The 17,678-nt window shown below is 40.4% G+C and carries 18 protein-coding genes; 17 read left to right on the top strand and 1 reads right to left on the bottom strand.

Features of this window, described 5'->3' with window-relative positions:
* Positions 1-52: 52 nt before the first annotated feature.
* From hisD to WAA20_RS09965, 10 genes are all read left to right on the top strand, one after another.
* Positions 53-1,345, top strand: a complete 1,293-nt coding sequence (gene hisD / locus WAA20_RS10010) for a histidinol dehydrogenase (RefSeq protein WP_073387826.1) — start codon at positions 53-55, stop codon at positions 1,343-1,345.
* 87 nt (positions 1,346-1,432) lie between these two features.
* Entirely contained in the window at positions 1,433-2,020 is a 588-nt protein-coding gene (gene hisB, locus WAA20_RS10005) for an imidazoleglycerol-phosphate dehydratase HisB (protein ID WP_022753152.1), read from the top strand.
* Between the two features lie 272 nt (positions 2,021-2,292).
* Positions 2,293-3,660 (top strand): bifunctional phosphoribosyl-AMP cyclohydrolase/phosphoribosyl-ATP diphosphatase HisIE, encoded by a 1,368-nt coding sequence (gene hisIE, locus WAA20_RS10000; RefSeq protein WP_073387828.1) that lies wholly within the window; start codon positions 2,293-2,295, stop codon positions 3,658-3,660.
* A 328-nt stretch (positions 3,661-3,988) separates the two neighbouring features.
* Positions 3,989-4,687: a nicotinamide riboside transporter PnuC gene (gene pnuC / locus WAA20_RS09995; RefSeq protein ID WP_073387830.1), complete on the top strand. Its 699-nt coding sequence runs from the start codon at positions 3,989-3,991 to the stop codon at positions 4,685-4,687.
* Positions 4,677-5,681 (top strand): AAA family ATPase, encoded by a 1,005-nt coding sequence (locus tag WAA20_RS09990; protein ID WP_073387831.1) that lies wholly within the window; start codon positions 4,677-4,679, stop codon positions 5,679-5,681. The genes pnuC and WAA20_RS09990 overlap by 11 nt, the downstream gene beginning before the upstream one ends.
* Before the next feature lie 60 nt (positions 5,682-5,741).
* Complete coding sequence (locus tag WAA20_RS09985) at positions 5,742-5,948, top strand: hypothetical protein (protein WP_073387833.1); 207 nt, start codon at positions 5,742-5,744, stop codon at positions 5,946-5,948.
* Positions 5,949-6,002: 54 nt separating this feature from the next.
* Complete coding sequence (locus WAA20_RS09980) at positions 6,003-6,563, top strand: hypothetical protein (protein ID WP_073387834.1); 561 nt, start codon at positions 6,003-6,005, stop codon at positions 6,561-6,563.
* A gap of 459 nt (positions 6,564-7,022) precedes the next feature.
* The gene (locus tag WAA20_RS09975) at positions 7,023-8,924 is read left to right on the top strand and encodes a TIGR03960 family B12-binding radical SAM protein (protein WP_073387836.1); all 1,902 of its coding nucleotides are present in this window, start codon (positions 7,023-7,025) and stop codon (positions 8,922-8,924) included.
* Between the two features lie 213 nt (positions 8,925-9,137).
* Positions 9,138-9,923 carry a TIGR03936 family radical SAM-associated protein gene (locus tag WAA20_RS09970; RefSeq protein ID WP_073387838.1) on the top strand — a complete coding sequence of 262 codons (786 nt, stop codon included), beginning with the start codon at positions 9,138-9,140 and terminating at the stop codon, positions 9,921-9,923.
* Positions 9,924-10,103: 180 nt separating this feature from the next.
* On the top strand, positions 10,104-11,507 hold the full coding sequence (locus WAA20_RS09965) for a ribonuclease E/G (RefSeq protein ID WP_073387839.1): 1,404 nt from the start codon (positions 10,104-10,106) through the stop codon (positions 11,505-11,507).
* A 131-nt stretch (positions 11,508-11,638) separates the two neighbouring features.
* On the opposite strand, the gene WAA20_RS09960 is transcribed toward WAA20_RS09965, so the two are convergent.
* Positions 11,639-12,376, bottom strand: a complete 738-nt coding sequence (locus tag WAA20_RS09960) for a diguanylate cyclase (protein ID WP_073387841.1) — start codon at positions 12,374-12,376, stop codon at positions 11,639-11,641.
* 379 nt (positions 12,377-12,755) lie between these two features.
* Here WAA20_RS09960 and WAA20_RS09955 point away from each other — a divergent pair, with 379 nt between their 5' ends.
* The 7 genes from WAA20_RS09955 (at position 12,756) to WAA20_RS09925 (ending at position 17,630) form a co-directional block, all read left to right on the top strand.
* The gene (locus WAA20_RS09955) at positions 12,756-13,427 is read left to right on the top strand and encodes a DNA alkylation repair protein (RefSeq protein WP_073387842.1); all 672 of its coding nucleotides are present in this window, start codon (positions 12,756-12,758) and stop codon (positions 13,425-13,427) included.
* Positions 13,428-13,533: 106 nt separating this feature from the next.
* A complete protein-coding gene (locus WAA20_RS09950; RefSeq protein ID WP_073387844.1) occupies positions 13,534-14,517 on the top strand; it encodes a glycosyltransferase in 984 nt (327 codons plus the stop codon).
* A gap of 130 nt (positions 14,518-14,647) precedes the next feature.
* Positions 14,648-14,956 (top strand): 50S ribosomal protein L21, encoded by a 309-nt coding sequence (rplU, locus tag WAA20_RS09945; RefSeq protein WP_073387845.1) that lies wholly within the window; start codon positions 14,648-14,650, stop codon positions 14,954-14,956.
* Between the two features lie 48 nt (positions 14,957-15,004).
* The gene (locus WAA20_RS09940) at positions 15,005-15,343 is read left to right on the top strand and encodes a ribosomal-processing cysteine protease Prp (protein ID WP_073387847.1); all 339 of its coding nucleotides are present in this window, start codon (positions 15,005-15,007) and stop codon (positions 15,341-15,343) included.
* Positions 15,344-15,347: 4 nt separating this feature from the next.
* Entirely contained in the window at positions 15,348-15,638 is a 291-nt protein-coding gene (gene rpmA / locus WAA20_RS09935; protein ID WP_022753164.1) for a 50S ribosomal protein L27, read from the top strand.
* A gap of 232 nt (positions 15,639-15,870) precedes the next feature.
* Entirely contained in the window at positions 15,871-17,247 is a 1,377-nt protein-coding gene (obgE, locus tag WAA20_RS09930) for a GTPase ObgE (RefSeq protein ID WP_073387848.1), read from the top strand.
* Positions 17,248-17,330: 83 nt separating this feature from the next.
* Complete coding sequence (locus tag WAA20_RS09925; protein ID WP_073387849.1) at positions 17,331-17,630, top strand: YhbY family RNA-binding protein; 300 nt, start codon at positions 17,331-17,333, stop codon at positions 17,628-17,630.
* Positions 17,631-17,678 lie beyond the last annotated feature (48 nt).

Genomic DNA, 17,678 nt, shown 5'->3' with positions numbered 1-17,678 from the left:
TTATATAGAAATTTAGAATTTCTAGTATTGTAAATTGTTTTTGGAGGAGCCAATGAGAATCGTTAATTTAACCGAAGAATCTAAATCAGAGCTTCTAGATATACTGCAAAAGAGAAGCCCTGCAAGCTATACAGAATACGAAAACACAGTAAATGATATAATCAGTAATGTAAGAGAAAATGGTGATAAAGCTCTTTTTGAATACACAGAGAAGTTCGACAAGTGCGTTATCACAAAGGATACCATCAAAGTTACAAGAGAAGAGATCGATGAAGCCTACAAAAAGCTTGATCCAGAGTTCATCGAAGTTATGAAAAAATCTGCTGCCAACATAAGAGAATTCCATGAAAAGCAGAAGAGAGAGTCCTGGTTTACAACAAAGCCCGACGGTTCTATCCTTGGACAAAGAGTCCTTCCTGTCGAGATATCAGGTGTATATGTTCCAGGCGGAAAGGCAGCATATCCTAGCTCAGTTCTTATGAACGTAGTACCTGCCAAGGTTGCAGGCGTTGAGCGTATCGTAATGGTGACACCTCCTCAGAAGGACGGATCACTTAACGCAGGAACTCTTGTAGCAGCTGATATAGCCGGTGTTACAGAAGTTTACAAAGTAGGCGGTGCTCAGGCAATTGCAGCTATGGCTTTTGGAACAGAATCTATACCAAAGGTAGACAAGATAACAGGCCCCGGCAATATTTTCGTAGCACTTGCCAAGAAGGCATGCTTTGGCCACGTATCAATCGATTCAATTGCAGGCCCTTCTGAGATCCTTGTAATCGCTGACGAAACTGCAAATCCAAAGTGGGTTGCAGCAGACCTTCTTTCTCAGGCAGAACACGACGAGATGGCAAGCGCTATCCTCGTTACAACATCAGAAGAGATAGCTAAGCAGGTTTCAGAAGAAATCGACAAGTTTGTAGAATTACTTGAGCGTAAAGAGATAATCCAGAAGTCACTTGATAACTACGGATACGCTTTCGTTGCAGAAAGCATGGACGCTGCCATAGAAGCTGCCAATGCGATCGCATCAGAGCACTGCGAGATCATCACAGCTAATCCATTCGAAGTTATGACCAAAGTTAAGAACGCCGGAGCTCTTTTCCTTGGACACTACTCATCAGAACCACTTGGCGACTACTTTGCAGGACCAAACCACATCCTGCCGACTAACCAGACAGCAAGATTCTTCTCACCACTTTCTGTAGACGATTTTGTAAAGAAGACAAGCATCATTGCATATTCTGAAGAAGGATTAAGAGCCGTTTACAAGGACGTTGAGAGATTCGCTAAGGAAGAAGGACTCACAGCTCACGCTAACAGCATTACGGTTAGATTTGAGTCATGAAGTAATTGAAAGATTTACAATAAGACTGTAAATCATACAAATAGTAAAGATGTAACTAAAAAGTCCTCATTATAGAAAGGATGACACATGGCTAGAACAGCTACTATCTCAAGAAAAACCGGAGAAACAGACATCACCGTAACAATCAACCTTGACGGCACAGGTAAGACAAGTATTGATACCGGCATAGGCTTTTTTGACCACATGCTGGATGCATTTGGACGCCATGGCCTGTTCGATCTTGACGTTAAAGTTAAGGGCGATCTGAATGTCGACGGACACCACACCGTAGAAGATACCGGCATTGTTCTCGGCCAGGCCATAGCTAAGGCTGTTGGAGACAAAAAAGGTATAAAGCGCTACGGCTCAATGATCCTTCCTATGGACGAAGCATGTGCCATGTGCGCAGTTGACCTTTGCGGCAGACCTTACTTTGTGATGGATGCAAGCTTCACAGCGCCTATGGTGGGAGAGTTTGATACCCAGCTTGTTAACGAGTTTTTCTACTCAGTATCTTACGGCGCTATGATCAATCTTCACTTAAGACTCTTTTCCGGAGAGAATGATCACCACAAGATAGAGGCTATGTTCAAGGCTTTTGCTAAAGCAATGGATCAGGCAACTATGTTTGATGAGAGAATCACAGACGTACTTAGCACCAAAGGTACTCTTTGATTTATAGAATACCAATACATAGAATAGTTATCTAAAAAGTATGACTTCTTGAACGTAAATTACAGAAACACGCATTTACTGCGTGTTTCGTGATTCAATGAATCTGTTGGCAATAGAGCCTTCACCGAAGGTGAACTCAACCTGCTCTATTGCTGCATTTTTGAATCTTTGATTCAAAAATGTATTATCTATTATCTTGGTAATATGACCAGATAATAACTTGTATTTAATACATTCATATCGACTTAAAATATATCGAAAGGCCTAAATATATGAAAAAGCAGTTTATTCCATCCATAATCCTGAATGATAAAAAAGCAGTCAAAAGCTTTTTTGACAAGACTGTTATCTCTGAAAATCCTGTAGAGCTCGCAGTTAGCTACAATGACGCTAACTGCGACGCAATCATCGTATTCGACCAGTCTACAGACGATAAGAGCCATGAGGATTCGCTTGATATCCTGAAAGAGATCTGCTCCAAGACAGATGTTCCCGTTATTGGTGCAGGCAATGTAAAAAGGATGGAAGATGTCAAAAAGCTCCTGTATGCAGGATGCAAGATGGCTGCTCTTAACTTCTCCAAAGCTGAAAATGCCGAGATACTTGAAGAAGTATCCAAGAAGTTCGGCAAGGACAAGATCGTTATAAGCTATGCCGATACTGCTGAAAGCAGAAAGATAGTTGCTGATAATGCAGCTGCAATAAATGAACTTGCAAGCCTAATGATCTTCATGCCTGAATCTGCGGCTGTAGATGGTCTTAATTCAAATGCGGGCTTTGCTGAAAAACTTGTATCAAACCCTGTTGTTCCTGAAGAAGGCGTTAAGGACATACCTCACATCGTATATCTCGACAATCCGGAATCTGACCTTTCTAACTTGAAAGGCGGCGCGCTGGCAGTTCTTTTTTCAGATCAGGTATGTGCTATAACAGGCTCAGCCCTTTCAGCTAACGCTCAGAACATCAATGACCTCAGAAAGTTCGCCATCGAAGCAGGAATCGACGTTCAGACCTTCGAGGCAAAATACAAATGGGAAGACTTCAAGCTTGATTCTAACGGCATGGTTCCTGTTGTAGTGCAGGATTACAGAACAGATCAGGTCCTCATGGTCGCTTACATGAACGAGGAAGCTTATAACGCAACGCTCAGAACCGGCAAGATGACCTATTTTAGCAGATCCCGTAATGAACTCTGGGAAAAGGGCGATACCTCAGGCCACTTTCAGTACGTTAAGAGTCTCACAGCAGACTGCGACCTTGACACGATCCTTGCTAAAGTTAAGCAGATCGGCGCTGCCTGCCACACAGGTTCCTATAGCTGCTTCTTCAACGAGATTGCCAAGAAAGACTATACTGAGAAGAACCCCCAGAAGGTTCTCGACAGCGTATATAACGTCATCGCAGACCGCAAGGTTAACCCAAGAGAAGGCTCCTACACCAACTACCTTTTCGATAAAGGCCTTGATAAGATCCTAAAAAAGTGCGGCGAGGAAGCAACAGAGATCACAATCGCTGCCAAGAACGCTAACGGCAACGAGATCGTCTACGAAATGGCAGATTACCTGTATCACATGATGGTCCTTATGGTAGAAAAGGGAGTATCATGGGAAGATGTAACCGACGAACTTGCCCGCAGATAATATACAGGAAATATTTTCAAACATTATTAGTGCCTAATACTTTAAATAATCTAAGAGCTTGCCTTTTTCATCAGATAAAGCTTTGGGATTATTTAGGGTATTAGGTATTTTTTGCGTTATAGATGTTATACTGTAACAAGGCATGTTTATATGTCTGGACAGATTCAGAGTTAAATGATGCGAGAGTTAATAATTTATGAGATATGATTTTTTTGAAAAACAATACCGAGAATAAATTTTATCCCGTCAGCAAAGAAGAAATTACAAGGCTCCTCCCACCGCCCTTGGCAGTGGGTTTTCGCCTACGACAACCGAAAGGAATTTATTTATGAAAGCAATACGTAACTATTTAAAAGAAGAGCTTGCCGGATGGAAAGTATTTGATGTGGCGTGGCTTGCGATTGCCACAGCTGTTATACTTGGATTATCTATTTACTGGAAAGATTCGCTGATCAGTCTTTTTGCAGCTCTTACTGGTGTATGGTGCGTAATACTTACCGGCAAAGGCAAGCGTTCATCGTTTATCTTTGGATTTTTTAACACAATTCTATATGCCATAGTTGCTTTCGGAGCAAAATATTATGGCGAAGTAATGTTGAATGTCTTATACTATCTGCCTCTCAATTTCGTAGGATTCATCGCCTGGCGCAAATATATGAATTCTGAAACAGGTGAAGTCATTAAAGAACGTCTTAATCCATCAAAAAGTCTTATACTTTACACTATTACAGCGATTGGAATTGTTGGCTATGGAATGATTCTTAAGATGCTTGGTGGTAATCTGCCATATATTGACAGTATGAGTACCGTTGTATCGATAGTAGCTCAGATACTTTCAATTAAGCGTCTTACTGAACAGTGGATCCTGTGGATCGTTGTTGATGTCGTCACGGTATTTATGTGGGCTGTCAATTTTATGCAGGGCGGCGAAACAATTGCTACGCTGGCTATGTGGTCGGTGTATCTTGTAAATGCGTTCATCATGTTCTTCCGCTGGTATAAGGAGGCTAAGAAAAATGAGATATAAAGTTGGAATGTATGGCGGATCCTTCAATCCGCTGCACCTGGGCCACGTTGACTGCATAATACAGGCAGCCAACATGTGCGAGGAATTATATATAGTATTAAGCGTTGGCACTAATCGCAGCGAGATCGATTACAGAGTTAGATACAGGTGGCTGTATCAGCTTACCAAGCACATCGGGAATGTTAGTATCATAATGCTTGAGGACGATACAGCTTCCAAGGAAGATTACAACGAAGACTGCTGGGATGCAGATGCTAAGAAGGTAAAAGAGCAAATTGGTAAACCTATTGATATCGTCTTTTGCGGCGACGATTATGATGAAAACAGCTTTTGGAATAAGTGCTATCCAGATAGTGAGCTGCATAGATTCCCCAGAAATGAAATCAGCTCTACGCAGATTAGAAAGAATCCATATGAGCATTGGGAGTGGCTCCCAAATGTGGTTAAGCCTTTTTATGTAAAAAAAGTTCTTTTGATGGGCGGTGAGAGCACTGGTAAATCCACATTAACAATCAATCTTGCAAATCGTTTTGCAACAAATTATATAGATGAGGCTGGAAGAGATCTTTCCGAGAAAAGCGGCACAGACCTGATGATGCTATCTGCGGATTTTACAGAAATATTGTTGCAGCATAAGCTTAATGAGATTAAGGCTATAGAAAACAGTAATAAAGTACTGTTTGTTGATACCGATGCTCTTGTTACCCAGTTTTACATGAACTTCCTCAATGATCCTGAGATCGAGAAAAATAAAGCTTTGTCCGATGCCATAGATGCCATCAATACCTATGATTTGATTCTGTTTCTTGAGCCGGATGTTCCTTTTGTTCAGGACGGAGACAGAAGTGAAGTCATTAGAGATGATAGGCTTAAATATAGCAACCAGATCAAAGACCTGATACTTTCTCATGGCAAACAAGTCGTATCCATAAAAGGTTCGTATCAGGAACGATACATGGCTGCTGTCAGAGAAATCGAGAAATTGCTAAAATGAATCTAATAAATCTGTCAGTTTAGAATTATGATTTTTTGTAAATCAAAGAGGTAAATAATAATGTCTGTTGATATATATAAGTATGATGACAATATTTACGGTAATGCAGATGAAATAGTAAGTGAAGTTATTGCTTCTCAAAGGATCTATGATAAGTATCTTTCTAAAGCAATTAAAGAATTGGGCATTGCTTATTTACAAGATGGAGCAGAGCTTAGAATAGAAAATTTAGAAAAAAGCTCTTTCAGAAATACAATTGTTGATTGATTGGATACAAGCGAACGTTAAAGGAGAAGATCATTAATAAGTAGAGCAACAAATATGAATGAAGAAAAATACGATTACAAAAAACTAATTGAAGAAATTTTTATCCCCAAAGATGCTGATAAAATTACTCTTAATAAAGAAATCAAAGATAGGCTTCTTAAAATAAACTGGCTCAGTAATTGTGGAAGGCAGGATGAGCTTGATCTATCATTTGAATATACCTATATAAAAAGAATAAAAGAAATTGAAAAGATGTTAGATGACGTCAAATGGGGTAACACATGTATAAATGCCCGCAATGATCTTACGGGATTTCTGTCATTGCACCATTCACGTAAATATCATTGTTGGAATCAAATGGTTGATGAAGTTAAAGATGATATTATTTCTGGAATCTCGAACATAATTATAGAGAGCTGTAGAAAGTTAGGGATTCCAGAAAAAATGGGTGATCATATATACTCCGATATAGTAAATATTGCATTAACATATTCCTACAAAGAGTATTATGAATCCGTATTTTATGACGATATGCTAAAGATATACGAATCCGGTCACTTGCCATGCGGATGGCTTGGCAAAAAATATCCAAACGGAAAATTTAAGATTTATTAAGAAGACAGAAAGGCAATCCAAAAACTTGATAACGACCAAATGTACTTTGCAACAATTCCTATAGGAAACAACGTCCATGATCTTTTCGAAGTCTCTGTAAAAGATTATCAATAGCAATAAATACAATATAGAAATCTCCTAGTCATAGCATGCTTAACGTATATATGGTATGATATGTGAAGATAAGAAAACTACGTCCTTCATTACCACCCGGGCGACAACTTAGAATCAGGACTCTGACAAATATTATCATTAGCCGATTTGAAAATTTTTTTGATTTTTCTTAGGGCCTTCGAAGCGAAAGTACAACGTGCCCACGCCAGCGTAGAAGGCCCTTAGAAAACTCAAAAAATTTTCAGTGAGGCTAATGATAATATTTGTCAGAGCCCTGAGGCAAAAACTTACCCCCGCGACAATGAAGCACGTACATCAGTACTTTTCAAGCAATATGGAGATTTTATGAACGAAAAACTGGCACTTAGTGATGATATCCTTCTTTCCTGCTCCAAGCCGGAGAGATATATAGGTAACGAAGTCAACAGCGTTACCAAAGATCTTAAGGATGTGAAGATTCGCTTCGCATTCTGCTTCCCCGATGTTTACGAAATAGGAATGTCCCACCTGGGCATTCAGATTCTTTACGGCATGTTCAATTCCTACGACGACGTATGGTGCGAACGTGTTTATTCGCCATGGACTGACATGGATCAGGTCATGAGAGAGAACAAGATCCCTCTTTTTGCACTGGAATCCCAGGACCCTGTCCATGATTTCGATTTCCTCGGCTTCACCCTTCAGTACGAGCTGTGCTATACCAACATCCTGCAGGTTCTCGACCTTTCAGGAATTCCATTTACAAGCGCTGAGCGTACCGACTGGTCTTGCCCGATCGTAATCGGCGGCGGCCCTTGCACTTATAACCCTGAGCCGATCGCAGACTTTTTTGACATATTCTATATAGGTGAGGGTGAAAACCACTACAGAGCCCTATTCGACCTTTATGAGCAGTGCAAGGCAGATGGCACTTCCCGCCGCGACTTCCTTATCAAAGCCGCATCAATCCCGGGAATGTACATTCCGTCCCTTTACGAAGTCAAATACAAGGAAGACGGCACCATCGAGTCCATGAATCCTACTGTTGAAGGCATCCCTTCACACATCACCAAGGACATCGTAACCGACCTCGACCACGCTTTCTATCCAAGTAAGCCTGTAGTTCCTTTCATCAAAGCAACTCAGGACCGTATCGTTCTCGAAGTTATGCGCGGCTGCATCAGAGGATGCCGTTTCTGTCAGGCTGGCCAGCTTTACAGACCTAAGAGGGAAAAGAGCCACGAAGTCCTTGAAAAGCAGGCAGTTGAGCTTCTTAAGAACACTGGATATGAGGAGATCTCACTTAGCTCTCTTTCAACCTCAGACTACGAGCAGCTTCCTCAGCTCCTTGATTTCCTGTTAAAAGAGTGCGGAAGTAAGCATGTCAACATCTCGCTTCCTTCACTTCGAATCGACAATTTCTCACTTGATGTCATGAGCAAGGTTCAGGATATCAAGAAGAGTTCACTTACATTTGCGGCAGAAGCCGGAACACAGCGCCTTAGAGACGTCATCAACAAGGGTGTAACTGAAGAGGACATTTTAAGAGGTTCTCACGAAGCCTTCCTTGGCGGTTGGAACAAGGTTAAGTTCTACTTCATGCTGGGTCATCCGTGGGAGACAGACGAAGATATTGCTGGAATTGGCGAGATTTGTAACAAGGTTGCTGCTGAGTATTTTGACACCGTTCCTAAGGAAAAGAGAAACGGCCAGTCTGTAGAGATCACAGCCAGCACAAGCTTTTTTGTTCCAAAGCCGTTCACACCATTCCAGTGGGCGCCGATGTGCAGACCTGAAGAGTTCCTTGAAAAAGCAGCCAAGACCAAAGCCGGTATCAGATCTCAGGTTAACCAGAAGAGAATCAAATACAACTGGCACGAAGCCAACGCAAGTATGCTCGAAGGCGTATTCGCAAGAGGCGACAGAAAGCTTTGTAAGGCAATCCTTCGTGCTTATGAGAAAGGCTGCCTCTACGATGCATGGGGCGAGTACTACAAGTATGATGTATGGATGGAGACCTTTGAAGAACTTGGAATCGATCCATGGTTCTATGTAAGTCGTACAAGACCGGATGATGAGATATTCCCTTGGGATATTCTGGACTGCGGCGTTACAAAGTCATTCCTTCTTAGAGAGTGGCACACATCTCAGGAAGGCAAGATTTCCAAGAACTGCGCAAACCAGTGTATGGGATGCGGCGCTAAGCAGTATGGCGTGGGAATCTGTATGGAACCAAAAACAGACAAGAACGTCGGCTACGCTGTTTGATTTCATGAATTGCTAGTGTCAATCCTTTGTAGGCACGCTTTCGCTCTTTCTCGCTGGCAACGGTACTAAGCTTTTAAAATCCAAAAGCAGAGCTTTGTATTTAAAAAGCAAGTACCGGCCGCTCGCAAAGGCCTAAAAAGGAAATGACACTGCGCATTTCAAGCTAATAGCGGCGTAGTAGCCGACTTTGCATAAGCAAAAAAGGAATAATAAATGGTAAAAGTAAGGTTAAAATTCAGTAAAAGAGGTCCTATTCGTTTTATAGGGCATCTTGATCTTATGAGATATTTTCAGAAGGTAAATAGACGAGCAGATATTGATGTCAAGTATTCAGAGGGATTCAGCCCTCATCAGGTTCTGTCATTTGCAGAGCCTTTGAGTGTTGGAGCTACATCTGACGGTGAATATCTTGATATCCAGATGAACTCAGAACCTGACATGAAGGTTTTGATCTATCAGCTCAACAGTGTCATGAACGAAGGTGTTGAGATCTTAGACGGTTGCATTCTTGATGAGCACGCAGAGAAGGCAATGGCCCTTGTTGATGCAGCAGAGTGGATCATGACTTTCCGTGAAGGTAAGGAGCCTGAAGCAGGCTGGGAAGATAGACTTGTAACTTATATGGCCAAGGACAATCTTCCTGCTATCAAGAAGACAAAGAGAGGCGAGACAGAAATCAACATGAAGCCTCTTATCTTCAAATCTGAAGTTGTTAAAAAGAAGGATCTTAAAGGCTTCTCTGATCCTGAATACAGATTTGTTGATAATAATATTGATGATGAAATTTCCTGTATCCACATCTTCGTAAGTTCAGGAAGTGCCGACCACTTAAAGCCCGGCATGGTAGTAGAGAACTTCATGAGAGAGTGCGGCGAAGAGATGCAGCCCAATGCGATAAGACTTCACAGAGTTGAGACTTTCTTAAAGGGAGAAGATGAGAAGGGCACATTCGAAGTTCCTATGACTGATACCGAAGGAAAGTACAAAATTTATCTGTAAGGATTTTTTCAAATCAATAGTTTTGATTTCGAATCAGAACATTTATTGTAATGTTAATGATCTAATTAAAGATAAATTGGTATATTTATAACATCTAAATAAATAGTAAAATCAATCTCAAAAATCCGCACCAGTTGCGGATTTTCTGAGCTTAAAACATAATTTCAAGCTGGTAATGATATGAAAATACTGATAACCCGCGAAAGCGACAATACTAATAATAGTAAAAAAGATCCAAAATTAAATGAACATGTTCACAAAGATGGTAACACTCAAAGTGAACAAGCTCATAAAAAAATAAGGATCAGCGCATATGATGATAACCGCTTAGAGCTTACCTATACCACACAAGGAAGCTCTGATAATCTTGGAAACATCTATGTAGGCCACGTTGAGAACATTGTTGCCAACATAGATGCTGCTTTTGTGCGCTTTAAGTCAGATAGCAGTAATGTCAAAGAGAATATCGGCTACCTTGATCTTAAAGATGTAGTTCCTGCATCTGTTGTTTCAAGGAATTTCGAAGACAATCCCAAACTTCGTAACGGCGACATAGTCCTTGTTCAGGTCAAAAAGCCTGCTGTTAAAACAAAGCAGGTAGTTCTGACGACTAAGCTTTCCATTAGCGGAAGATATTCAGCCGTTACCCTTGGTCAGAAAGGAACAGGCTGCTCCAAGAAACTATCTGAAGAGAATAGAAAAGATATAATTGCTATACTAAAGCATGACTTCTCTATTAAGAACAGACTCTCTGATAAGTACGGACTTATCGCAAGAACAGAATGTGAAGGCCTTCTTGACAAGAAGAACTCACAAAGCAAAGACGATAATACTCTCGAAGCCAATCCTTTTAGCGTTGTTAGAGAAGAAGTCGACATACTTTGCGATAAGATTGATGAACTCTTAAAGATAGGTGCAACAAGATCAGTTGCAACCTGCCTTTACGAGACCGCAAGCGACAGCGATTTTTCTGAAAAGGTACTTAGATGTTTCAATTATCATAACTTAAAGAGTAATGATAAAGCTGAAGAAAATGAAACTGATAATGATCAAGATAGCAATACGTTAGGTGACAGCACATTTAAAGATCTCGAAGTCGTCACAGATGACACCGATATCTTTTCAATGTACAACGCAAGCTCTTTTCACAAAGATCATCCGGAAGTTCCTGCAAGGCTCCTGACACCAAAAGATGGTACAATCAACATCCTGTACGGCTTGTCATCAGCAATTGACAATATATACCAAAAGAAAGTATGGCTGAACAGCGGCGCTTATCTGGTAATAGAGTCAACAGAAGCCATGCACGTGATCGACGTCAACACAGGTAAAGCTATTGATAAGAAGAAAAACAACTTCCTGAACATCAATATAGAAGCTGCCATAGAATCTGCCCGCCAGATAAGACTTCGCAATTTCTCTGGTATGATCATGATCGACTTTATCAATATGGACAGTAAGAAAGATTACAAGGAACTTGAGACCGTTATCAAAAGTAAACTTTTACTCGATCCGGTAAAGGCTGATTTTGTGGACTTTACAAAGCTTGGAATAGCAGAACTTACTAGAGCTAAGAAGGATTGAGTAATCAAGTTATCAAATATTACCCAAACTTACAAAGGTTATGTCAAATCAGTTCCTATATTTAATACCAGATATAAAAAGGCCCGCCGATCATATCAGATCGATGGGCCATAATATTGCCATTAAACTTTTTAAGCTGATTTTTTCTGAACTTCTTTAAGCTTCTTATATGCCTCAGCAATGATATCCGAGAACTTATTTGCATGGAACTGGCTGTTAAGCACATGTGCATAGCTGATATGGATAGAATCTTTACCCGGCTGCATATTGTAATCAGAAACGCGCTTGTTGAGCTTTTGGAAGAACTCATTCATCTTAAGATCATCACAGTTTTCAACGATGAACAGGAATTCATTACCGCCGTTTCTTCCGGCAAATCCATAATCGTCGCTGATATCTTCAAGCATCCAGGAGAAGTCTACAAGTGCCTGGTTTCCTGCGATTCGTCCTTTTTCCCTGTTGATCTGAATGAGATTGTCGATGACGATGATGGCACATGCTACGTTATTAAGCTTTCTGTTTTCACCATACATCTCGAATACAAGATCACAACTGAATCTGTTAGGAATACCTGTAAGAGCATCAAGATAGGATTTGTTTTTCTGCTCTTCATATTCAGTAAGTATAGGCACATACTTGGACAGATCAAATATCGTGATCAATATTCCAATAAGTATCAGGATAAACAAGGATATATTAGTGATCCTGAGAAGATATGAATGCTCCACGTAATCACGCATATCCGGGATCGACATAAACAGAACAATATAGACGATAATAACAAGTACCATCAGCAGAAGCTGGATGATCTTCAGAGCCTTAAAAGAGTCGGCGTATTTTTGTTTTTGAATTTCTTTAATCGGATTCATGCTGGCTATAACCCCCCTATGGCAATAGTTAATAATTTTTTAAATGAATCGTATAATCAAAAAATTTGAAACAGATCTTTGAAATAAAAAAACATTTTTTACCAATATTTATTTCTTACATATAATATTATCATAATTACGTATCCAGATGCTAGTAAAAATAAGTGTTTGAAAGATTATATTTTTTGCATGACCGGATAAAAAGCCTAGTCTATATCATTCATATTATTTTTATACAGAAATCATATATAATGCATTCACGTATAGTGATACAATTTACCTTAAGAAAAAGCGATAATAAGTTGGCTTATTGGATATATAATATTAGCACCCTGAATATTCTTGAAAGTGGTAGCTGCTAATTAAGGGAGGTTTTAAAATGTCTGTTTATGAAAGATTATCGAAACTTAGGAATGAAAAATACAGAGATTTTCAGTCTAAACTTGTGCCAAACATCTCAAAAGACCTTATCCTTGGTGTCAAAACTCCCGAAATGCGTAAGATTGCCAAGGATATAAAAGACACTCAGGAAGCAGAAGATTTCTTAAAAGAACTTCCTCACAAATATTATGAAGAAAATCTTGTTCATTTTTTCCTAATAGCAATGATCAAGGACTTTGACAAATGCGTAGAAGCCGTAGAGACCTTTCTTCCCTATGTTGACTGCTGGCCTGTATGTGATCAGGCAAGTCCTAATGTATTTAAGAAAAATCATGCAAAGATCCTTCCTCTGATAAAGAAATGGATCGATTCAGATCACGTATATACCTCAAGATTCGGTATGCGTATGCTTATGAATGAATTCTTAGGTGATGATTTCAAGCCGGAATACCTTGAATGGGTAGCAAGTGTCAAAGGAGAAGATTACTACGTCAAGATGATGGTTGCCTGGTATTTCGCAACAGCACTCGCCAAGCAGTACGACGAAAGCGTTGTTTATATTGAAAAGAGAAGGCTTGATCCCTGGACTCATAAGAAAGCCATTCAAAAGGCGATCGAAAGCTTCAGAGTATCCGATGAACACAAGGAATTTCTAAAGACGCTCAGGTAAGCCTTGTTTAGTTGTAAGATCGTGCCGATATACCTATAGATAAGAGTTCTTTTGATCAAATAGACCAGATTAGTTCTTTTTACTGGTAGAAAAGAGGGGCAATCTTATGGCTGAAGGTAATATCGAGTATAACGATCTTATTAGCGTCATCATCCCGACCTTTAACGACAAAAAGTTTCTTCCGGAATGTCTCCAGTCAATTTATAATCAGACCTACAAAAATCTTCAGATCATCCTTGTTGACGACGGCTCTACAGACAAAACCTCGTCGATCTGCGACAACTGGGCCAAGAACGACCAGAGGATCCAGGTTATTCATAAAGATAGAGGCGGCGTATCCGCTGCCAGAAACGCAGGTCTCCATGTAGCCAAGGGAACTTACATCTCATTTGTAGATGCAGATGACTATCTGGACAGCCATTTTTATGAAAAGATGTTAAGAGCTGCCAAAGAAAATAATGGCGATGTTGTAGTCTGCTTCGAAAGACTCATTGATAAAAAAGGCAACACCAGGATCAGCATATGGCATGAAATGAACAGAGTAGGCAATAACATAGCTTTTATTAAAGAATTCCTGGCTCAGGCCAATCCCGCATCGGCCGTTATCTGGAACAAACTTTACAGAGCCGAATTTATTAAGGGGATCACCTTTACAAGAGGTAATTTCCTGGAAAGTATGCTCTTTAACGTAGAAGTTGGCTGCCGAAAGGGAACTTTCGTATGGATCAAGGACAGGCTCTATTATCACAGAGTTGATGACAATAGCGACCTTAATCCTATGGGCCAAAAACGCATTGTTGCAACTGTAAGGACTATGGCCAAATCTGTTGATATATATGACAGTCACAAGCCTGGATATGAGCTTATGTGCCAGATCAAGACCAAGGCACTGTGGAAGCTTGAGCAGAGCTATTCTTACTGCTTAAATAATGGCTGGATAGAAGAAGGCAGAAAAGTTAAAGATATTTATATGCGTAATTACGATAATTGGAAAGGTAATATCGTAGGCACAGCCAATCGAATGAAACTCTGGTTTATACGTCTGATGCCAACTATTTTCTTTTTGAAGAAAAAACAAAATTCCGATTGACAAAATCAAAAATAGAGGGTATTATATCAGAGTATGCCGCTTAACGAGGTACAAGTATGCCCGTTCGAGGACGCAAGAAATCGTCGGACATCACCATAGTTAGCGAGTTTTTTGAAGAAGGAGGTGCCTTATGTACGCAATTATTGTTACAGGTGGTAAGCAGTACAAGGTTTCCGAAGGTGATGTAATCAACGTTGAGAAGCTGGATGCTGCAGCTGACGAGAAGGTTACATTCGATCAGGTTATTGCTGTTAACGATGACAAGGAGCTCAAGGTTGCTTCAGACGTTGCTTCAGCTAAGGTTGAGGCTACTGTTGTAAAGCAGGATCGTGCTCGTAAGGTTGTTGTTTACAAGTACAAACCAAAGTCTGGATATCATAAGAAAAATGGTCACAGACAGGCTTTCACACAGGTTAAGATCAACAAGATCTCTCTGTAATTGAGAAGCTAAAGTAGTAATTAATACGCATACTGAAAGACATATACTATGACAGACATTACAATTCAGAAGAACTCCAAAGGCTGGTACAAGGGATTTAAGTGTGATGGACATGCAGGTTATGCCGAATACGGTCAGGACATTGTATGTGCAGCACTCTCAGTGCTTACCATCAACACGATCAATTCTATCGAGAACTTTGCGGGCGATCTGATGGATGTTTCATCCGATGAAGAGAACGGTATTATCACTTGTACATTCAGGAACAAGACTGGTAATATTTCTGAAGAGGCAACTCTTTTGATGAAATCTTATGAACTCGGCGTTAATGGTATCTTCGAACAGTATGGGAAAGAATTTTTGAACATTAAATTCGAGGAGGTATAAGGCCATGTTAAACATGAACCTTCAATTTTTTGCTCATAAGAAAGGTGTAGGATCAACCAAGAACGGTCGTGATTCTGAGTCAAAGCGCCTTGGAGCAAAAAGAGCTGATGGTCAGTTCGTAAAGGCTGGAAACATTCTTTACAGACAGCGTGGAACACATATTCATCCTGGTGTTAATGTAGGCATCGGTTCAGATGATACATTATTTGCTCTTGTTGATGGCGTTCTTAGATTTGAGCGTAAGGGCAGAAGCAAGACTCAGGCAAGTGTTCATCCTGTAGAAAAGGCTGAGTAATTTATTATTTAGCGCATGTTTTGAGCAATTAATGGGGACTCCGGACGCATTTGTTCGGAGCCCTTTTTATTTAATGACAACAACGTTGAAATTTTCTGGAATATTTCAAAACTTTTGGACATGTTTACATGTCCGAAGATTGAAAATTTTCGAAGAAAATTCTCAATCTTTTGCGACTGATGGAATGGAGGCGGCAGTGCCTCTGTGATGACGGTCAGAAACGGAGTATAAGATGCCTCAGTTTGTAGATCAGGCAAGAATTTACGTAAGAAGCGGTAAAGGCGGCGACGGCCACGTTTCATTCAGAAGAGAAAAATTCGTCGCAAATGGCGGCCCTAACGGCGGAGACGGCGGTAAAGGCGGCGACGTTATCTTTCAGGTAGATAACGGTCTTAATACACTGTCAGATTACCACTATGGTGGAAAGTACAAGGCAGTAGATGGTGCAGAAGGCGGCCAGAACAGATGTACCGGTAAGTCCGGAGATGACATCGTGTTAAGAGTTCCTGAAGGCACTGTTATCAAAGAAGCCGTAAGCGGCAAAGTCATTGCCGATATGTCAGGCGATAATCACAGAGTTACAATTTTAAAAGGCGGAAGAGGCGGTAACGGTAACATGCATTATGCCACATCAACGATGCAGGCTCCTAAGTATGCACAGCCCGGACAGCCAGCCAAGGAACTTGAGCTTATATTAGAGCTTAAAGTCATTGCAGACGTTGGTCTTGCAGGCTTTCCTAATGTTGGTAAGTCAACATTCCTTTCAAAGGTTTCTAATGCTAAGCCCAAAGTTGCAAACTATCACTTCACTACACTTACACCTATGCTCGGCGTAGTAGATCTTGACGATGCTAAGGGATTTGTAGTAGCTGATATTCCAGGACTTATCGAAGGTGCATCAGAAGGTGCAGGCCTTGGACATGAGTTCCTCCGTCACATAGACAGAACCAGAATGATCATTCACGTGGTTGATGCCGCAAGCACAGAAGGCAGAGACCCGATTGAAGATATATATGCAATCAACAAGGAGCTTGCTAACTACAACTCAGACCTTGGAAGCAAGAAGCAGATCATTGCTGCCAACAAGCTTGATATGCTCACAGAAGAAGAGGCTAATGAGGTTGTAGAGAAGATAAGAGCTGAGTTTGAGCCAAAGGGCGTTAAAGTATTCCCTCTTTCTACACTTACAGGTAAGGGACTTAAAGAGCTTCTGTATTATGTAAGTACCAATCTTGAAGAACTCGGCGAAAAGCCTGTCGTTTACGATCAGGAATATGATCCTGAAGTTGAACTTAAGACAGTTAACGAAGCCTTCACTGTTGAATATGACAGCAAAGAGCACGAGTACGTAGTTGAAGGTCCTAAGATTGAGAAGATGCTTGGTTATACCAACCTTGATTCCGAAAAAGGATTCGCATTCTTCCAGAACTTCCTTGCAGAAAATGGAATTCTGGACAGACTCGAAGAACTTGGAATCCAGGAAGGCGATACAGTTCGTATGTATGGTCTTGCATTTGATTATTACAGAAACGCAGATACTAAGTCACCTGACGATATGGATGATGATTTCTATCCGGAAGATATAGATGATTCTGATTTTGAAGAATAATAATTGGATAGAAACCCTAATATTGATTTGTAGTGTATGACCGGAAGTTGTCTTTAAGAAGCTATCCGGCAAGAAAGGAATATATGCAGTTTACAAGTAAACAGAGAGCTTATTTAAGAAGTATCGCTCAAACAACAGATCCACTTTTCCAGGTTGGAAAAAGTGCCGTATCTCCTGAAGTTGTTGGTGCAATTTCAGAAGCATTTAATACAAGAGAACTTATAAAGATAACAATTCTTAAGAATTGTCCTGAAGATGTAAAGACAGCAGGAATCACACTTGCAGAGCGTACAAGATCAGATCTTGTAGAAGTGATCGGACGTAAGGTTGTTCTCTACAAGAGATTCCAGGAGAATCCTGAGATCATTCTTCCTAGAAAATAATCACTTTTGATGAAAAAATTAATCTGATCTTAATAAATCAAATCCCGG

This window comes from Butyrivibrio fibrisolvens (genome assembly GCF_037113525.1).
GTDB lineage: Bacteria > Bacillota > Clostridia > Lachnospirales > Lachnospiraceae > Butyrivibrio > Butyrivibrio fibrisolvens.
The sequence above is the reverse complement of the archived record's forward strand: the minus strand, read 5'-3'. Positions and strand labels throughout refer to the sequence as shown.